16 protein-coding genes and 2 pseudogenes are annotated in these 16799 nt (G+C 58.7%); 6 read left to right on the top strand and 12 right to left on the bottom strand.

The features are described from left to right. Nucleotides 1-26 precede the first annotated feature (26 nt). The 4 genes from ridA to BM007_RS13780 all read right to left on the bottom strand — a co-directional run bounded on the left by ridA (nt 27) and on the right by BM007_RS13780 (nt 2032). A complete protein-coding gene (gene ridA / locus BM007_RS13795; RefSeq protein WP_024907263.1) occupies nt 27-413 on the bottom strand; it encodes a 2-iminobutanoate/2-iminopropanoate deaminase in 387 nt (128 codons plus the stop codon). Between the two features lie 73 nt (nt 414-486). Then, on the bottom strand, nt 487-948 hold the full coding sequence (gene pyrI, locus BM007_RS13790; RefSeq protein WP_090419304.1) for an aspartate carbamoyltransferase regulatory subunit: 462 nt from the start codon (nt 946-948) through the stop codon (nt 487-489). A 12-nt stretch (nt 949-960) separates the two neighbouring features. Beyond that, on the bottom strand, nt 961-1893 hold the full coding sequence (pyrB, locus tag BM007_RS13785) for an aspartate carbamoyltransferase (protein ID WP_024907262.1): 933 nt from the start codon (nt 1891-1893) through the stop codon (nt 961-963). Between the two features lie 34 nt (nt 1894-1927). Then, a complete protein-coding gene (locus tag BM007_RS13780) occupies nt 1928-2032 on the bottom strand; it encodes a pyrBI operon leader peptide (RefSeq protein WP_175557803.1) in 105 nt (34 codons plus the stop codon). Between BM007_RS13780 and BM007_RS23050 the strand changes: the two are divergent. Continuing rightward, nucleotides 2012-2136 (top strand): annotated as a pseudogene (locus BM007_RS23050) (hypothetical protein). The gene BM007_RS13780 and the pseudogene BM007_RS23050 sit on opposite strands and share 21 nt — an antisense overlap. Here BM007_RS23050 and BM007_RS13775 read toward each other — a convergent pair. From BM007_RS13775 to arcA, 5 genes are all read right to left on the bottom strand, one after another. Next, nucleotides 2133-2612: an arginine repressor gene (locus BM007_RS13775; RefSeq protein WP_090419430.1), complete on the bottom strand. Its 480-nt coding sequence runs from the start codon at nt 2610-2612 to the stop codon at nt 2133-2135. The pseudogene BM007_RS23050 and the gene BM007_RS13775 sit on opposite strands and share 4 nt — an antisense overlap. An 80-nt stretch (nt 2613-2692) precedes the next feature. After that, nucleotides 2693-4096, bottom strand: coding sequence for a YfcC family protein (locus BM007_RS13770; RefSeq protein ID WP_045908063.1), 1404 nt, complete (start codon nt 4094-4096; stop codon nt 2693-2695). A 47-nt stretch (nt 4097-4143) separates the two neighbouring features. Then, a complete protein-coding gene (gene argF / locus BM007_RS13765) occupies nt 4144-5148 on the bottom strand; it encodes an ornithine carbamoyltransferase (RefSeq protein WP_090419300.1) in 1005 nt (334 codons plus the stop codon). 26 nt (nt 5149-5174) lie between these two features. Further along, nucleotides 5175-6086, bottom strand: a complete 912-nt coding sequence (gene arcC, locus BM007_RS13760; RefSeq protein WP_048992985.1) for a carbamate kinase — start codon at nt 6084-6086, stop codon at nt 5175-5177. Nucleotides 6087-6096: 10 nt separating this feature from the next. Further along, nucleotides 6097-7317 carry an arginine deiminase gene (gene arcA / locus BM007_RS13755; protein WP_090419297.1) on the bottom strand — a complete coding sequence of 407 codons (1221 nt, stop codon included), beginning with the start codon at nt 7315-7317 and terminating at the stop codon, nt 6097-6099. A gap of 675 nt (nt 7318-7992) precedes the next feature. On the opposite strand from arcA, the gene BM007_RS13750 reads away from it, so the two are divergent. The 5 genes from BM007_RS13750 to BM007_RS13730 all read left to right on the top strand — a co-directional run bounded on the left by BM007_RS13750 (nt 7993) and on the right by BM007_RS13730 (nt 14799). Then, nucleotides 7993-8436, top strand: a complete 444-nt coding sequence (locus BM007_RS13750; protein WP_090419295.1) for a YhcH/YjgK/YiaL family protein — start codon at nt 7993-7995, stop codon at nt 8434-8436. Nucleotides 8437-8678: 242 nt separating this feature from the next. Beyond that, complete coding sequence (yagE, locus tag BM007_RS13745; RefSeq protein WP_032651481.1) at nt 8679-9587, top strand: 2-keto-3-deoxygluconate aldolase; 909 nt, start codon at nt 8679-8681, stop codon at nt 9585-9587. Between the two features lie 14 nt (nt 9588-9601). Then, nucleotides 9602-11569, top strand: coding sequence for a xylonate dehydratase YagF (gene yagF / locus BM007_RS13740; protein WP_090419292.1), 1968 nt, complete (start codon nt 9602-9604; stop codon nt 11567-11569). Between the two features lie 225 nt (nt 11570-11794). Next, a complete protein-coding gene (locus BM007_RS13735; RefSeq protein WP_047054596.1) occupies nt 11795-13177 on the top strand; it encodes an MFS transporter in 1383 nt (460 codons plus the stop codon). Nucleotides 13178-13188: 11 nt separating this feature from the next. Further along, nucleotides 13189-14799 (top strand): glycoside hydrolase family 43 protein, encoded by a 1611-nt coding sequence (locus BM007_RS13730; RefSeq protein ID WP_090419290.1) that lies wholly within the window; start codon nt 13189-13191, stop codon nt 14797-14799. 4 nt (nt 14800-14803) lie between these two features. Here the strand turns inward: BM007_RS13730 and xynR are convergent, their stop codons facing one another. From xynR to BM007_RS13715, 3 genes and pseudogenes are all read right to left on the bottom strand, one after another. After that, complete coding sequence (gene xynR, locus BM007_RS13725; protein WP_090419427.1) at nt 14804-15562, bottom strand: DNA-binding transcriptional repressor XynR; 759 nt, start codon at nt 15560-15562, stop codon at nt 14804-14806. A gap of 175 nt (nt 15563-15737) precedes the next feature. Then, the gene (locus BM007_RS13720; protein ID WP_254780649.1) at nt 15738-16292 is read right to left on the bottom strand and encodes a DUF3828 domain-containing protein; all 555 of its coding nucleotides are present in this window, start codon (nt 16290-16292) and stop codon (nt 15738-15740) included. Next, nucleotides 16174-16536, bottom strand: a pseudogene (locus tag BM007_RS13715) (CHAP domain-containing protein). The gene BM007_RS13720 and the pseudogene BM007_RS13715 overlap by 119 nt, the downstream one beginning before the upstream one ends. Nucleotides 16537-16799: the final 263 nt, after the last annotated feature.

Below are 16799 nucleotides of genomic sequence, written 5' to 3'. Positions count from 1 at the left end.
CTGCCTTTTTTTATCGACAAAGCGAATTAGCGACGAACCGCAATCGCTTCGATTTCAATTTTTACGTCTTTTGGCAGACGCGCCACTTCCACGCAGGAGCGCGCCGGGAAGGTGGCGTTGTGCTCGGTGAAGAAGGCTTCGTAGGTGGCGTTAACGGTCGCGAAGTCGTTCAGATCTTTCACGAAAACGGTGGTTTTGACGATGTCGCCCACTTTCAGGCCCGCAGATTCAACGATAGCCTGCACGTTTTCCAGCGACTGACGCGCCTGTGCTGCCACGTCGGTCGGCACTTCACCGGTTTTTGGGTTTACGGGGATCTGACCTGAAGTGATGATCATGCTGCCCAGATCAACGCCCTGAACGTAAGGGCCGATAGCGGCTGGTGCATTTTCCGTCGCGAGTACTTTGCTCATGTTTTCTCCAGAATTACAGCGTTAAGAATGTTCCCGGCCATTATAACAGCCGGGATTTCATTACCAACCTCAATTAGTTGGCCAGCACCACATAATGAGAAAACTCTTTTTCGCAGTATTTGCATTTGAGCGCGATGTCATCGGCGCGTTTTTTCACTGCAAAGCAGGAGGAAACCGGCTCGGCATGGCTGATGCAGTTGCTGTTCGGGCAGACCAGCACGCTTTCAATGCGATCCGGCAGGCTCGGGCGTGATTTACCGACCACTTCATACTCGTCGATGCGGTTGACGGTGGCGTCCGGCGCGTACAGCGACAGCTGGTTAACCTGCTCGTCGGTCAGGAAGGTATTCTCGATTTTAATCAGGTCCTTGCGGCCCATTTCACCTGACGGCAAGTTCAGGCCGATGGTGATGCGCTGGTCGGTTTCGGTCAGTTTGAACAGCGTCAGCAGCTTAAAGCCCACCTGCGCAGGGATGTGGTCAATCACGGTGCCACGCTTGATGGCTTCAACCTGGAGTTTGTTATCGTGTGTCATGGTCGTTTCCCCTTACAGTGCCAATTCGCGATTCAGAACCAGTGCCAGTAACGCCTGGCGGGCGAAGATGCCGTTTCCGGCCTGCTGGAAGTACCAGGCGTGCGGCGTTTTATCCACGTCTGTGGTGATCTCATCGATGCGCGGCAGCGGATGCAGCACCTTCATGTTGTCGCGCGCGCCCTCGAGGTCGCTGGCACGCAGCACGAACTGTGCCTTCACGTTGGCGTATTCGGACGGATCCAGACGCTCTTTCTGCACGCGGGTCATGTACAGAATATCCACGTGGCTCATCACCTCTTCGATGCTGGCGTGCAGGCTCCACTGAATGCCTTTCTCATCCAGCATGTCGAGAATGTACTGCGGCATCGCCAGCGCGTCAGGCGCGATGAAGTAGAAGCGGTTGCCGTTAAATTTCGCCAGCGCCTGGGTCAGGGAGTGGACGGTGCGGCCATATTTCAGGTCGCCGACCATGGCGATATTCAGGTTCTCGAGCTTGCCCTGGGTCTCCTGAATGGTGAACAGATCCAGCAGGGTCTGCGTCGGATGCTGGTTGGCACCGTCACCGGCGTTCAGTACCGGAATGCCGCCGGAGAACTCGGTCGCCAGGCGCGCCGCACCCTCCTGCGGATGACGCATCACAATCGCGTCGACGTAGGTGCTAATCACTGAAATGGTATCCGCCAGGGTCTCGCCTTTTTTACCCAGCGACGTGTTGCTGCTGTCCGAGAAGCCCACCACGCTCGCCCCCAGGCGGTGCATGGAAGTCTCAAAGGAGAGGCGGGTGCGGGTTGAGGCTTCGAAGAAGCAGCTCGCAATCACCTTGTGCTTCAGCAGCTCCGGTTGCGGATTGGCCTTCAGTTTTGCCGCGGTTTCCAGAACCAGTTCCAGCTCTTCGCGGCTGAGGTCGTTTATGGAAATGATGTGTTTTTGATAAAGCGGATTCATGTTTATCTCCTGACGCCGGGCAAAAAAAAGCCCCTCAAATGAGGGGCTCTGGGAATAGGTTTAGCAACGGGAAGAAAAACGGCAGGCCAGCGTCTGTTTTCAGACGCGGTAAGACGTTATGTCGTACACGCTTGACCATGCTTCCTCCCGGCAAATTGTCGGGCATTATACGCAGCTCGCTTTTCGGATCAAGCGATTTAATGCACGCTTTACTCAATGCAAACGGTTCTTTATGAATATTAATTCATTCTGAGTAAATAATTAATTTGCTTATGCACCAGCGCGGTGCGCTTCACGACCCGTGGAGCGACCCAGACGATACTGCTGCCAGCCACCACGCCTAAAATTTCCGGCAGCTGGTGATAATCCAGAATACGCGCCACCGCGCGGCCATATCCGGCGACGGTATGCACAAGGATAAACTCGCTATTATGCTCGACGCTGACCACCATTTCGGACACGGTACGCGCGGCGTCGGGGGCAGGGCGCAGCTGGGGATTCAGCGAATAAATCTTTAGCCCTTTGGCATTTCGAATTTTTATGACACCGAGCAATTTAAGCAGACGTGAAACGGTGGACTGGCTGATGCTGTCAAACCCTCTCTCCTGCAGGTCGCGGCGAATCTCTTCCTGCGAAAGATAACTCTTTTCGGCGATCAAACGCTGGCACACCGTGAGCTGCAGTTGTTCTTTGGGAGAGTACTCTTCGTAATCCATCATGTTTCCCATATCAGTTCCCGAAATAACCGGTGACACCGCACCGATCCGTAGGCCGGATAAGCGCAGCGCCATCCGGCAAATTACAACAACGCCCCCAGACTTAACGCCACCATAATCACCACCGTCAGGATCGCCAGCAGCGGCGCCACCCATTTCAGATAGCGCACGTAGGGCACCCGGGCGATCGCCAGCCCGCCCATGACCACCGCTGAGGTTGGCGTGACGAGGTTTACGATGCCGGAGGCCGACTGGTAAGCCGTGACCACCAGGTCGCGGTTGACGTTAGCGAAATCGGCAAGCGGTGCCATGATCGGCATCGTCAGAACGGCCAGGCCGGATGAAGAAGGCACAAGAAACGACAGCACGACCTCCAGCCAGTACATCACGTTGATGAACGCCACCGTGGACAACCCGCTGACCAGCCCTTCCGCGCTGTGCAAAATGGTGTGGGTAATCATGCCCTTATCCATGATGACTACGATACCGCGCGCGATGCCGATAATCAGCGCGACGCCCAGCAAATCTCGCGCGCCGTTGATAAACGTCGACGTCAGCTCCTCTTCGCTCATGCGGGCAATCAGGCCGACAAGAATCGCGCTGGCGAGAAATACTGCGGAGATCTCCGCCATCCACCAGCCCAGCACCGCCACGCCGTAAATCATCACCGCGAAGGCGAGGGCAAAAATCACCAGGATGATTTTGCGCACCGGGGTGAACTCCAGCGACTGTTCGCCCTTGTTGCCGAGGAAATGGGCGAGGTTCTCTTCCTGCTTGTCTGCAACGATAGACTGCGAGGGATCCTTGCGCACCTTGCGGGCGTAGCGCATGACCCACGCCACGCAGATGATCCAGCCGATGACCAGCAGCGCCACGCGCAGGGCGATGCCGTTGGTAAAGGGGATCCCGGCGGCGTTGGCGGCGATGACCGTGGCAAACGGGTTAATGGTGGAACCCAGCGTGCCGATCCCCGCGCCGAGCAGCACGGTGGAGGCGGCGACAACCGGATCGAACCGGGCGGCCAGCATCACCGGCACCAGCAGGGTGTAGAACGGCAGCGACTCTTCGGCCATACCGTAAATGGTGCCGCCCGCGGCAAACAGCGCCATCAGGATCGGGATCATCCACTCCTCGCGTCCGCGCAGCCGGGTGGTGACGCGCTCGATCCCGGCGTCAATCGCCCCGGTTTTGGTGACGATCCCGAGAAATCCCCCGATGATCAGAATAAACAGCGCCACGTCGATCGCCCCGGCCTGGCCGGAAACCGGATCGTACAGCCCGGCGATGGGCGCCATCAGGACGGAAACCAGCCCCTGCGGATGCGCCGCCACGTGCGCGTACGTTCCGGCAATCGGGACTTCTTTACCGAGGGTGTCGTTCATCGCCATCTGGTACTGACCGGCGGGAACGACCCAGCTCAGAGCCGCCACAACGGCAATCAGAAAAAAGAGAATGGTGTAAGCGGAGGGAAACTTAAACTTGCCCATGATGTTCTCCTTAAACCCGGCGCACCCCGCGGCGCGCCGGGCGGTGATTAGTCGCCGAGTGTCGCCACCATGACCGCTTTAATGGTGTGCATGCGGTTCTCTGCCTCGTCGAAGACGATGGAGTTCGGCGATTCGAAGACCTCTTCCGTCACCTCCAGTCCCTTCAGCCCGTACGCCATCTCGATCTCGCGGCCCACTTTGGTGTGCTCGTTGTGGAACGCCGGCAGGCAGTGCATGAACTTGACGTTCGGGTTGCCGGTGGCCTTCATCACCTGGGCGTTAATCTGATACGGCTTCATCAGGCTGACGCGCTCGGCCCAGGCTTCCTTCGGCTCGCCCATGGAGACCCACACGTCGGTGTAGAGGAAATCGGTCCCCCGCACGCCTTCTTCCACGTCGTCGGTGAGGGTGATGCGCGCGCCCGTCTCTTTCGCGATGGCGCGGCACTGCTCAACCAGCCCCGCTTCCGGCCAGAAGGATTTCGGCGCGACGAGGCGGATATCTATCCCCATCTTGGCCGCGCCCACCATCAGGGAGTTGCCCATGTTGTTGCGCGCGTCGCCGAGATAGGCAAAGCTCAGCTCCGGCAGGGTTTTGCCCGGCGCGTGCTCCAGCATGGTCATCAGGTCGGCGAGGATTTGCGTTGGGTGGAACTCGTCGGTCAGGCCGTTCCACACCGGTACGCCCGCGTACTCGCCCAGCTCTTCGACGATGGCCTGACCATAGCCGCGGTATTCGATGCCGTCGTACATGCGGCCCAGCACGCGGGCGGTGTCTTTCATCGACTCTTTATGGCCGATCTGCGATCCGCTTGGGCCGAGATAGGTGACCTGCGCGCCCTGATCGAATGCGCCCACTTCAAAGGCGCAGCGGGTGCGGGTGGAGGTTTTTTCAAAGATCAGGGCGATGTTTTTCCCGACCAGGGTTTGCTTCTCGCGCCCGGCTTTTTTGGCGGCCTTCAGCTCAATGGCGAGGTCGATCAGGTACTGGATCTCCGCCGGGGTGTAGTCCAGCAGTTTCAGGAAGTTGCGGTTTTTCAGGTTGATGGTCATGGCTAAATCCTTTTTAAAATGAGTGTTCAGTTACGAATCAACGTGCCTTTCTCGCCCGCGAGGATCTCCGCGCCGTCGGCCAGCGCGCCGATCCCGGCAATGCCGTTGCAGGCTTCAACAAACTCGCGGCAGGCGGCCACTTTCGGCTCCATCGATCCGGCGTCGAACTGCATGCCTTTGAGCAGCTCCGGCGTCACCTGTGCCAGCGGGCGCTGGGTCGGCTTGCCCCAGTCGAGGTACACCGCGTCGGCGTCGGTGAGGATCAGCAGGGCGTCGGCCTCGATCTGCCTCGCCAGCAGGGCGGCGGAGAGGTCTTTGTCGATTACCGCCTCGATCCCGCGATAGCCGTTGGCGTGTTCCACCACCGGCACGCCGCCGCCTCCGTTGCAGATCACCAGGTGGTCGCGCTGGATCAGCGCCGTGATGGCGTCGCTCTCGACGATGCGCTTCGGCTGCGGCGACGGCACCACGCGGCGGACGTAGCAGCCGTCGGCCTTAAACACCCAGCCTTTCTCCGCCGCCAGCGTTTTTGCCTGGGCTTCGCTGTAGACCGGGCCGATGTACTTGGTCGGGTTGCTGAAGGCCGGGTCGGCGGCGTCCACTTCCACCTGGGTGAGCAGAACGCTCACCTCCCGCTGCGGCAGGCTGTTTTTCAGCGCCTGCTGGAGCATGTAGCCGATCATTCCCTGGCTTTCGGCGCCGAGAACGTCCAGCGGGTAGGGCGTGACTTTGTCGTAGGCGCTGTTCTGCAGCGCCAGCAGCCCGACCTGCGGCCCGTTGCCGTGTACCAGCACCACGCGCCACTGCTCCGTTAAGCCGGCGATGGTGCGGGCGGCCTGCTCGATGTTCTGGCGCTGGATCTCCGCTTCCAGCGGCTCGCCGCGCTTGAGCAGCGCGTTGCCGCCCAGGGCCACAACCAGAGTGGGTTTTCGTTCCATGATGGCTCCTTTAAATTCCGTCGCGTTCCAGCGGGCAGCTCATGCAGCGCGCGCCGCCGCGGCCGCGTCCGAGTTCGTCGCCCGGGATGGGCAGCACGGTGATACCCGCTTTGTCGTACTTCTCGTTGGTCCAGACGTTGCGCTCGTAGCCGATCACCACGCCGGGGCGGATGGTCAGGACGTTATTGGCGTCGTTCCACTGCTCGCGTTCGGCCTCAAAGGCGTCGCCGCCGGTGGTGATCAGACGTACCTGGTTAATGCCGAGCGCTTTCTCAATGGCGTGCAGCAGGTCGGTTTCCTGGGTGCGCAGCAGGCCGCCGCGTCCGTCCGGGGTGAGCGTCCAGCACTGGGCGTCTTTGCGCACCACTTCCGGGTAGACGGAGAAGGTATCCACGTCGATGTGGGTCATGACGGTGTCGAGGTGCATGCAGGAGCGGTGTTTTGGCAGCTCAACGGCGATCACGCGCTCGGCCTGGCGGTGTTTGAACAGGCTGTTGGCGAGGAACTCCACGCCCTGCGGCGTCGTGCGTTCGGACATGCCGATCAATACCGCGCCGCGGCCAATCACTAATACGTCGCCGCCTTCCAGGGTGGCATGGTCGTAATTAATATTCTCGTCGCCGAAATACTTAATAAAATCGCCGTCGGCGAACGCCGGGTGCCAGCGATATATTGCCCTCAGGTTATTGGTTTCACGCTGACGGGCCGGTTTGGCCATTGGGTTAATAGAGACGCCGTTATAGATCCAGCAGGAGGTATCGCGGGTAAATAAATGGTTTGGCAGCGGCTTCATAATAAAATCATTCGCCGTGTGGGTATCCACCACCATATTTTTAATGGCCGCCGGAATTTCACCGTAGGTTAATCCGCCGCTCAGTCTGCGTGCCAGTTCACGGTGCGGCATATCCGCCAGCCAGCCGCGAACGTCGCTGGCAAAGGTAGGGCCGAGGCGATAGTCAGAGATTTGCGTCTCCAGCAGCCAGGCTTTCGCCTCAGCAATATCAAGGGTTTGTGTCAGAAGGTCGGTCAACAGCAGGACTTCCACACCCTGCTCGCGCAGCGTGTTTGCGAAGATGTCATGCTCCTCACCCGCCCGCTCAACCGAGAGCACGTCATCGAAAAGGAGCTCCTGACAGTTTGATGGCGTGAGACGCTTCAGACTTAAATTAGGGCGGTGCAGCATAACGCTACGCAATTGACCAATTTCAGAACCGACGTAATGCTTTTCCATAATTATTCCTTTAACTGTTTTTCAGAATAAAAAGGGCATGCGCCATGTAACGTATTTAATTACATGGCGGCTAAGCTCAATTGATTTCGTAATTCATACTAGGCAGTTAAATAATCCGTATTGTGATATTGCTCACGCGAAAATGGATATTAGGCGGTTTGTTTTCATTTGCATGATTCGCATCAGATAATGATTAATTTCATATTAGTGAGGGATGAATAGCTAAGCAGGATCCGGTGGCATTATTTGGGTTTGTTATTATTTTGTAGATTTTAATCTTTTGACATATATTGTTATGTGACTGATTTTAAACGATAAGAGCCATGGGTGAGAATGGCTATGCAATTAACGTAATTAACTATTTTTGACTTAAGAAAAATCAATAAATAATTATGGTTTTTTAGAGCAAATTATCAAAACAGTAAAGTGTGAGGCGGCAACAGGTTTTGTTAATTAGAGTGCATGATCAAGAGGTTAGAGCAGCCGTGGGATAAGCGCCGATCGAGGTTATGCATAACCCCTGCATAAATGCCCGGGCAGGATTAACAGTGAATTAACACCTTTCCCGATAAACATGCGCTCGCGCAAACCTCGTCCAAAAAGGGCTGGTATGGCAGCCGGGATTCTCGTATAAAAGATAAAAATGAAACATTGTTTTATATTGAGGGTTGAAACATGATTATCGGCAACATTCACCATCTGCAGTCCTGGCTGCCTGACGATCTGCGTCAGGCCATTGAGCACGTCAAAGCCCACGTCACCGACGCCACGCCGCTCGGGAAACACGACATCAACGGCAACAGCCTGTTTTATCTGGTCTCTGAAGATACAACCCAGCCGTTCGCCGAGCGCCGCGCCGAGTACCACGCGCGCTATCTGGATATTCAGATCGTGATGAAGGGTCAGGAGGGGATGACCTTCAGCACCCTGCCGCCCGACACCGACTGGCTGGCGGAGAAAGACATTGCGTTCCTGCCGGAAGGCGGGCAGGAGAAAACCGTGGTGCTGAGCGAAGGGGATTTCGTGGTGTTCTGGCCGGGCGAGGTGCATAAGCCGCTGTGCGCGGTGGGGGCACCTGCTAAGGTCAGGAAAGTTGTGGTGAAGATGCTGGTAGAGTAACCCTTACCCCTCACCCTAACCCTCTCCCCAAAGGGGAGAGGGGACTGCACCGAGCCATCTTTTCCCCCTCGCCCCTTTGGGGAGAGGGCCGGGGTGAGGGGCAATATGTGATCCAGCTTAAATTTCCCGCACTCCTTCTTCATCTCTCATTTACCTGCGCTTTTCCTGCGTCATAGTATGATCGTTAATTTAACGAACACTGTTCTATAATGTAGAACAAAATGATTCAACAAGGAGATCTCATGCCGCAGTCCGCGTTGTTTACGGGAATCATTCCCCCTGTCTCCACCATCTTTACCGCCGACGGCCAGCTCGATAAGCAGGGCACCGCCGCGCTGATCGACGATCTGATCAAAGCAGGCGTTGACGGCCTGTTCTTCCTGGGCAGCGGCGGCGAGTTCTCCCAGCTCGGCGCCGAAGAGCGTAAAACCATTGCCCAGTTTGCGATCGATCATGTCGATCGTCGCGTGCCGGTGCTGATCGGCACCGGCGGCACCAACGCCCGGGAAACCATTGCGCTGAGCCAGCACGCGCAGCAGGCGGGGGCGGACGGCATCGTGGTGATTAACCCCTACTACTGGAAAGTGTCGGAAGCGAACCTGATCCGCTATTTCGAGCAGGTGGCCGACAGCGTCACGCTGCCGGTGATGCTCTATAACTTCCCGGCGCTGACCGGGCAGGATCTGACCCCGGCGCTGGTGAAAACCCTCGCCGACTCTCGCAGCAACATCGTCGGCATCAAAGACACTATCGACTCCGTCGCCCACCTGCGCAGCATGATCCATACCGTCAAAGCCGCTCACCCGCACTTCACCGTGCTCTGCGGCTACGACGATCATCTGTTTAATACCCTGCTGCTCGGCGGCGACGGGGCGATTTCGGCGAGCGGCAACTTTGCTCCGCAGGTGTCGGTGAATCTTCTGAAAGCCTGGCGGGATAAAGACGTGGCGAAAGCGGCTGAGTATCATCAGACCCTGCTGCAAATACCGCAGATGTATCAGCTGGATACGCCGTTTGTGAACGTTATTAAAGAGGCGATTGTGCTCTGCGGCCGCCCGATTTCGACGCACGTGCTGCCGCCCGCGTCACCACTGGACGCGCCGCGCAAGGCGCAGCTGAAAACCCTGCTGCAACAGCTCAAGCTCTGCTGAGCCGGACGATAACCATGACCATCGAGAAGATTTTCACCCCACAGGACGATGCGTTTTATGCGGTGATCACCCACGCGGCGGGGCCGCAGGGCGCGCTGCCGCTGACCCCGCAGATGCTGATGGAATCCCCCAGCGGGAACCTGTTCGGCATGACGCAGAATGCCGGGATGGGCTGGGACGCCAACAGGCTGACCGGCAAAGAGGTGCTGATTATCGGCACCCAGGGCGGCATCCGCGCCGGGGACGGACGCCCGGTCGCGCTGGGTTACCACACTGGCCACTGGGAGATCGGCATGCAGATGCAGGCGGCGGCGAAGGAGATCACCCGCAACGGCGGGATCCCGTTTGCGGCCTTCGTCAGCGATCCGTGCGACGGGCGCTCTCAGGGCACGCACGGCATGTTCGACTCGCTGCCGTACCGCAACGACGCGGCGATCGTGTTTCGCCGCCTGATCCGTTCCCTGCCGACGCGCCGGGCGGTGATTGGCGTCGCGACCTGTGATAAAGGGCTGCCCGCCACCATGATTGCCCTGGCCTCGATGCACGACCTGCCGACCGTTCTGGTGCCGGGCGGGGCGACGCTGCCGCCAACCGTGGGGGAAGACGCAGGTAAGGTGCAGACTATCGGCGCGCGCTTTGCCAACCACGAACTCTCCCTGCAGGAGGCCGCCGAGCTGGGCTGCCGCGCCTGCGCCTCGCCGGGCGGCGGGTGTCAGTTCCTCGGCACGGCGGGCACCTCTCAGGTGGTCGCGGAGGCGCTGGGTCTGGCGCTGCCGCACTCCGCGCTGGCCCCGTCCGGGCAGGCGGTGTGGCTGGAGATTGCCCGCCAGTCGGCGCGGGCGGTCAGCGAGCTGGATAATCGCGGCATCACCACGCGCGATATCCTGACTGACAAAGCCATCGAAAACGCCATGGTGATCCACGCGGCGTTCGGCGGCTCGACGAATTTACTGCTGCACATTCCGGCCATCGCCCACGCGGCGGGCTGCACGATCCCGGACGTAGAACACTGGACGCGCGTCAACCGTAAGGTGCCGCGCCTGGTCAGCGTGCTGCCCAACGGCCCGGACTATCACCCGACCGTGCGCGCCTTCCTCGCGGGCGGCGTGCCGGAGGTGATGCTCCACCTGCGCGATCTCGGTCTGCTGCACCTGGACGCCATGACCGTCACCGGCCAGACGGTGGGCGAGAACCTCGACTGGTGGCAGGCTTCCGAACGCCGGGCGCGCTTCCGCCAGTGCCTGCGCGCGCAGGATGGCGTGGATCCGGATGACGTGATCCTGCCGCCGGAGAAGGCAAAAGCGAAAGGGCTGACCTCGACGGTCTGCTTCCCGACGGGCAACATCGCGCCGGAAGGCTCGGTGATCAAGGCCACGGCGATCGACCCGTCGGTGGTGGGCGAAGATGGCGTGTACCGCCACACCGGCCGGGCGCGGGTGTTTGTCTCGGAAGCGCAGGCAATCAAGGCCATCAAGCGGGAAGAGATTAATCAGGGCGATATCATGGTGGTGATCGGCGGCGGTCCGTCCGGCACCGGCATGGAAGAGACCTACCAGCTTACCTCCGCGCTGAAGCATATCTCGTGGGGCAAGACGGTATCGTTAATCACCGATGCGCGCTTCTCGGGCGTGTCGACAGGCGCCTGCTTCGGCCACGTGTCGCCGGAGGCGCTGGCGGGCGGGCCGATTGGCAAGCTGCGGGATAACGACATCATCGAGATAGCCGTCGATCGGCTGACATTAACAGGTAGCGTGAACTTTATCGGCACAGTGGACAACCCGCTGACGCCGGAGGAGGGCGCGCGCGAGCTGGCAATGCGGCAGACGCACCCGGACCTGCACGCCCACGACTTTTTGCCGGACGACACTCGCCTGTGGGCAGCATTACAGTCGGTCAGCGGCGGCACCTGGAAAGGCTGTATTTATGACACCGATAAAATTATCGAGGTAATTAACGCCGGTAAAAAAGCACTCGGACTTTAATTATTTTTCACGCGGTTGTCGTCTACGGAATATATTCCGTGGACGGCTTTTGCTTGTCTTTTTTTATCAATTTAAACAATAAGTTGTGATATATCGTTGGCGTCACAAAAGCAAAATAACGTAATTCAGAAATAAGATATGACCATTGCTGGTTAATTGAACAGCTCATTACACTCCATTAACACGATGTTGTAATTCAGCACACTACATAAGGGTGTAATTCTGATGACGCAATTAACCATGAAAGACAAAATTGGCTACGGGCTGGGTGACACCGCCTGCGGCTTCGTCTGGCAGGCCACGATGTTCCTGCTGGCCTATTTCTACACCGACGTCTTCGGCCTGTCGGCGGGCATTATGGGGACGCTGTTTTTAATCTCCCGCGTGCTCGACGCCGTGACCGACCCGCTGATGGGGCTGCTGGTAGACCGCACCCGCACGCGGCACGGCCAGTTCCGTCCGTTCCTGCTGTGGGGCGCCATCCCGTTTGGCATCGTCTGCGTGCTGACCTTCTACACGCCGGACTTCTCCGCGCAGGGCAAAATCATCTACGCCTGCGTGACCTACATTCTCCTGACCCTGGTCTACACCTTCGTTAACGTGCCCTACTGCGCCATGCCCGGCGTCATCACCGCCGACCCGAAAGAGCGTCATGCCCTTCAGTCCTGGCGTTTCTTCCTTGCCGCCGCTGGGTCGCTCGCCATCAGCGGCATCGCGTTGCCGCTGGTCAGCATCATCGGCAAAGGGAACGAGCAGGTGGGCTATTTCGGCGCCATGTGCGTGCTGGGCCTGACCGGCGTGGTGCTGCTCTACGTCTGCTTCTTCACCACCAAAGAGCGCTACACCTTTGAGGTGCAGCCGGGCTCGTCGGTGGCGAAAGATCTCAAGCTGCTGCTCGGCAACGGCCAGTGGCGGATCATGTGCGCGTTCAAGATGATGGCGACCTGTTCCAACGTGGTGCGCGGCGGGGCGACGCTCTACTTCGTCAAATACGTGATGGATCACCCGGAGATGGCGACCCAGTTCTTACTCTACGGCAGCCTCGCCACCATGTTTGGCTCGCTCTGCTCCTCCCGTCTGCTGGGGCGCTTCGACCGCGTCACCGCCTTCAAGTGGATCATCGTCGCCTACTCGCTGATCAGCCTGCTGATTTTCGTCACCCCGGCGGAACATATCGCCCTGATTTTCGCCCTCAACATCCTGTTCCTGTTCGTCTTTAACACCACCACGCCGCTGCAGTGGCTGATGGCCTCTGACGTGGTGGATTACGAGGAGAGTCGCAGCGGGCGCCGCCTCGACGGGCTGGTGTTCTCCACCTACCTGTTCAGCCTGAAGATTGGCCTGGCGATTGGCGGGGCGGTGGTGGGCTGGATCCTGGCGTACGTGAACTACTCCGCCAGCAGCAGCGTGCAGCCGGTGGAAGTGCTGACCACCATCAAAATCCTGTTCTGCGTGGTGCCGGTGGTGCTTTACGCGGGCATGTTCATCATGCTGTCGTTTTACAAGCTCACCGACGCCCGCGTGGAGGCCATCAGCCAGCAGCTGATCAAGCACCGCGCGGCGCAGGGCGAGGCCGTTCCCGACGCCGCGACAGCCGCATCCCATTAACCGGAGGCACTATGCAAATCACTAACCCCATTTTGACCGGCTTCAACCCGGACCCGTCCCTGTGCCGTCAGGGCGAGGACTACTACATCGCCACTTCGACCTTCGAGTGGTTCCCCGGCGTGCGCATCTACCACTCCCGCGACCTGAAAAACTGGTCACTGGTCAGTACCCCGCTGGACCGCGTGTCGATGCTGGACATGAAGGGCAACCCGGACTCCGGCGGCATCTGGGCGCCGTGCCTGAGCTACGCCGACGGCAGGTTCTGGCTGCTCTATACCGACGTGAAGATTGTCGACTCGCCGTGGAAAAACGGCCGCAACTTCCTCGTCACCGCGCCGTCCATTGAGGGGCCGTGGAGCGAGCCGATCCCGATGGGCAACGGCGGGTTCGATCCGTCCCTGTTCCACGACGACGATGGCCGCAAATACTATATCTACCGCCCGTGGGGGCCGCGCCACCACAGCAACCCGCACAACACCATCGTGATGCAGGAGTTTGATCCGCAGACCGGGACGCTCTCGCCCGAGCGTAAAACCCTGTTTACCGGCACGCCGCTCTGCTACACCGAGGGCGCGCACCTCTATCGCCACGCGGGATGGTACTACCTGATGGTGGCCGAAGGCGGCACCAGCTACGAGCACGCCGTCGTGGTGCTGCGTTCCAAAAACATCGACGGGCCGTACGAGTTGCATCCGGACGTGACGATGATGACCAGCTGGCACCTGCCGGAGAACCCGCTGCAGAAGAGCGGCCACGGCTCGCTGCTGCAGACCCACACGGGGGAGTGGTACATGGCCTACCTCACCAGCCGCCCGCTGCGTCTGCCCGGCGTGCCGCTGCTGGCCTCCGGCGGGCGCGGCTACTGCCCGCTGGGGCGCGAGACCGGCATCGCCCGCATTGAATGGCGCGACGGCTGGCCGTACGTGGAAGGCGGCAAGCACGCGCAGCTGACCGTGAAAGGCCCGCAGGTTGCGGAGCAGCCTGCAGCCGTTCAGAGCAGCTGGCGGGACGATTTCGACGCCAGTTCGCTTGACCCAGAGCTGCAGACCCTGCGCATTCCGTTCGACGATACCCTCGGCTCGCTCACCGCGCGGCCCGGCTACTTACGGCTCTACGGCAACGACTCGCTCAACTCGACCTTCACCCAGTCGACCGTGGCGCGCCGCTGGCAGCACTTCACTTTCCGGGCCGAGACGCGGATGCAGTTCTCGCCGGTCCACTTCCAGCAGAGCGCGGGGCTGACCTGCTACTACAACAGCAAAAACTGGAGCTACTGCTTTGTGGACTACGAGGAGGGGCTGGGGAGAACGATCAAGGTGATCCAGCTCGACCACAACGTGCCGTCGTGGCCGCTGCACGAGCAGCCCATTCCGGTGCCGGAACATGCGGAGAGCGTCTGGCTGCGCGTGGACGTGGATACGCTGGTCTACCGCTACAGCTACTCGTTCGACGGCGAGACGTGGCACACCGTGCCGGTAACGTATGAGGCGTGGAAGCTGTCGGACGACTACATCGGCGGGCGCGGCTTCTTCACCGGCGCGTTTGTGGGGCTGCACTGCGAGGACATCAGCGGCGACGGCTGCCACGCGGACTTCGACTACTTCACCTACGAGCCGGCCTGACGGCTCAGGCCGGGTAGCCCAGCGCGCGTGAAAGCTGGAGCCCGGCCTGCTGAAGCTGCTCGCGGAAGCGGGCCAGCTCGGCGTCGTCCACGCGGGAGGTGAGCGTCGACAGGCTCAGGGCGGCGATGACGCGGGATTCGTGGTTCCACACCGGCACCGCCACGCAGCGCACGCCCTGCTCGTTCTCTTCGCTATCCAGGGCGTAACCCTGCTCGCGGGTCTGCGCCAGGGCGCTTATTAAGGCTTCACGAGAGGCGAGGGTGGAAGGCGTAAAGGTAGTGTACTGATAGCCCTCCAGCAGGGCGTTCAGCTCGGCCTCGCCCAGCCAGGCAATCAACACCTTGCCGATGGCGGTGGCGTGAACCGGCAGTCGGCGGCCGATGCGCGAATAGGCGATGGCCGCCAGCTTGCCTTCAATCTTCTCGATATAAACCCCTTCACGCCCGTCCAGGATCCCCAGATGGGTGGTCTGCCCGGTCCGCTGGGACAGCTCCGTCAGCCAGCCTTTCGCCTTCTGACGAATATCGATGGAGCCCACGACAAAATGGCCGCGTTCGACCAGCTTCATGCCGAGGCGATATTTGCCGTTCTCCGGGTTCTGATCGATATAGCCGTGAAGCTGCAGGGTTTTCAGCAGCGAGTGGAGGGTACTCTTGCTCAGCCCCATCAGTTTGCTGATGTCGGTGATCTTAAGCTCGGTGGCCTGCTCGTTGAACAGGTCGAGGATCTGCAACGCACGTTCAACAGACTGAATAATCGGCATAATGCTGGTATGTCCACGCTGGAAATAAGGCGAAAACGTACCTTTTTCGGGGTGAAAAATCAATGAAATGGAGCCGGTGTTCTCCCTCTCCCTGTGGGAGAGGGCCGGGGTGAGGGCATCAGGCCGCAGCGCCACCCGGCAACAAAGGCGGCTACATTATTGTTAGCGGGGGACATCAATTATTATCCCGAGCGGCGACAGACTGGATTTTCCAGACCCCATCTTCTTTAACCATGCAATCAATGACTGTGTGCTGGGTCTTTTTGCCAAACGTGATATTCACGTTTACACAGACCGGGTCTGAATCATACGAATCAATAGCCACATTCTCAGCCCAGTCCTCGCCGATATACTGCGATTTCATAAAAAAATCAGCCTCGTAAAATTCAGCGTCGGCATAACGGGGATCGACTGCATGACGTAATTTTTTCATGGTGCTGGCCGTAACGAACTTATCGATTTCATTTCCCTGTTGGATGGGATAACGATCATTGTTCACTTGTTTGACGTACCAGCGATTGAATTCAAGGGCGCGCTGCATCGGTATCTGAAAATCTTCGGCCCCCAATGCTGCTGTGCTGAATAATAAAATTAAGATGAGCTTATTCATATTAATAATGCCTGTATAAGGTGACGACTGGCTGGAGTTGGCGATACGTTGGCCCCGGGTACATTGTTCTCTGTTTAAAATCTGAATACCAGGTTCCAGCGCCATCGTAAATACAGACATGACCGTACTAATTCGGGCCGGGCAAGGCATCAATCACCGCGATATCCCCCTCTATGGGGGTGCCATAGGCTTTTGAGAACCCTGCTTTTTCAAGAGAACGCCAGAAGTCCTTAGCATTTGCCCCTTCGATTTTAAGCCCTCCGGCTCGAATGGCGGCGGCGATTGCGCGAGCGCAATAGTGTCCAGTATGGGTTAGTGCGTGGCTACGGGCGTATGACACAGCTTCATGCTTATTCCATGACATAAATAATCCTTATTAACGAAATGCAGCAATAAGGAAATATTACGCCGATAATATACGGTGTTTTGTAAATGATAATGACCTGATATTAACCATTATCTACTCAATAAATAATGGTTAATAAAAACATAAATTCTTATTATGGTTAATGTCTATCTGAGAAAGCGTCAGTAAAATGAATTCTTCTTCCTGACGACAACCCTGTTGTCGTTTTTTAGTGTTTGCTCCCTCTCCCTGTGGGAGAGGGCCGGGGTGAGGGCACCAGA

This window comes from Enterobacter sp. NFIX59 (genome assembly GCF_900113755.1).
GTDB classification, from domain to species: domain Bacteria; phylum Pseudomonadota; class Gammaproteobacteria; order Enterobacterales; family Enterobacteriaceae; genus Enterobacter; species Enterobacter pseudoroggenkampii.
This window is presented reverse-complemented; position numbering and strand designations above follow the sequence as displayed.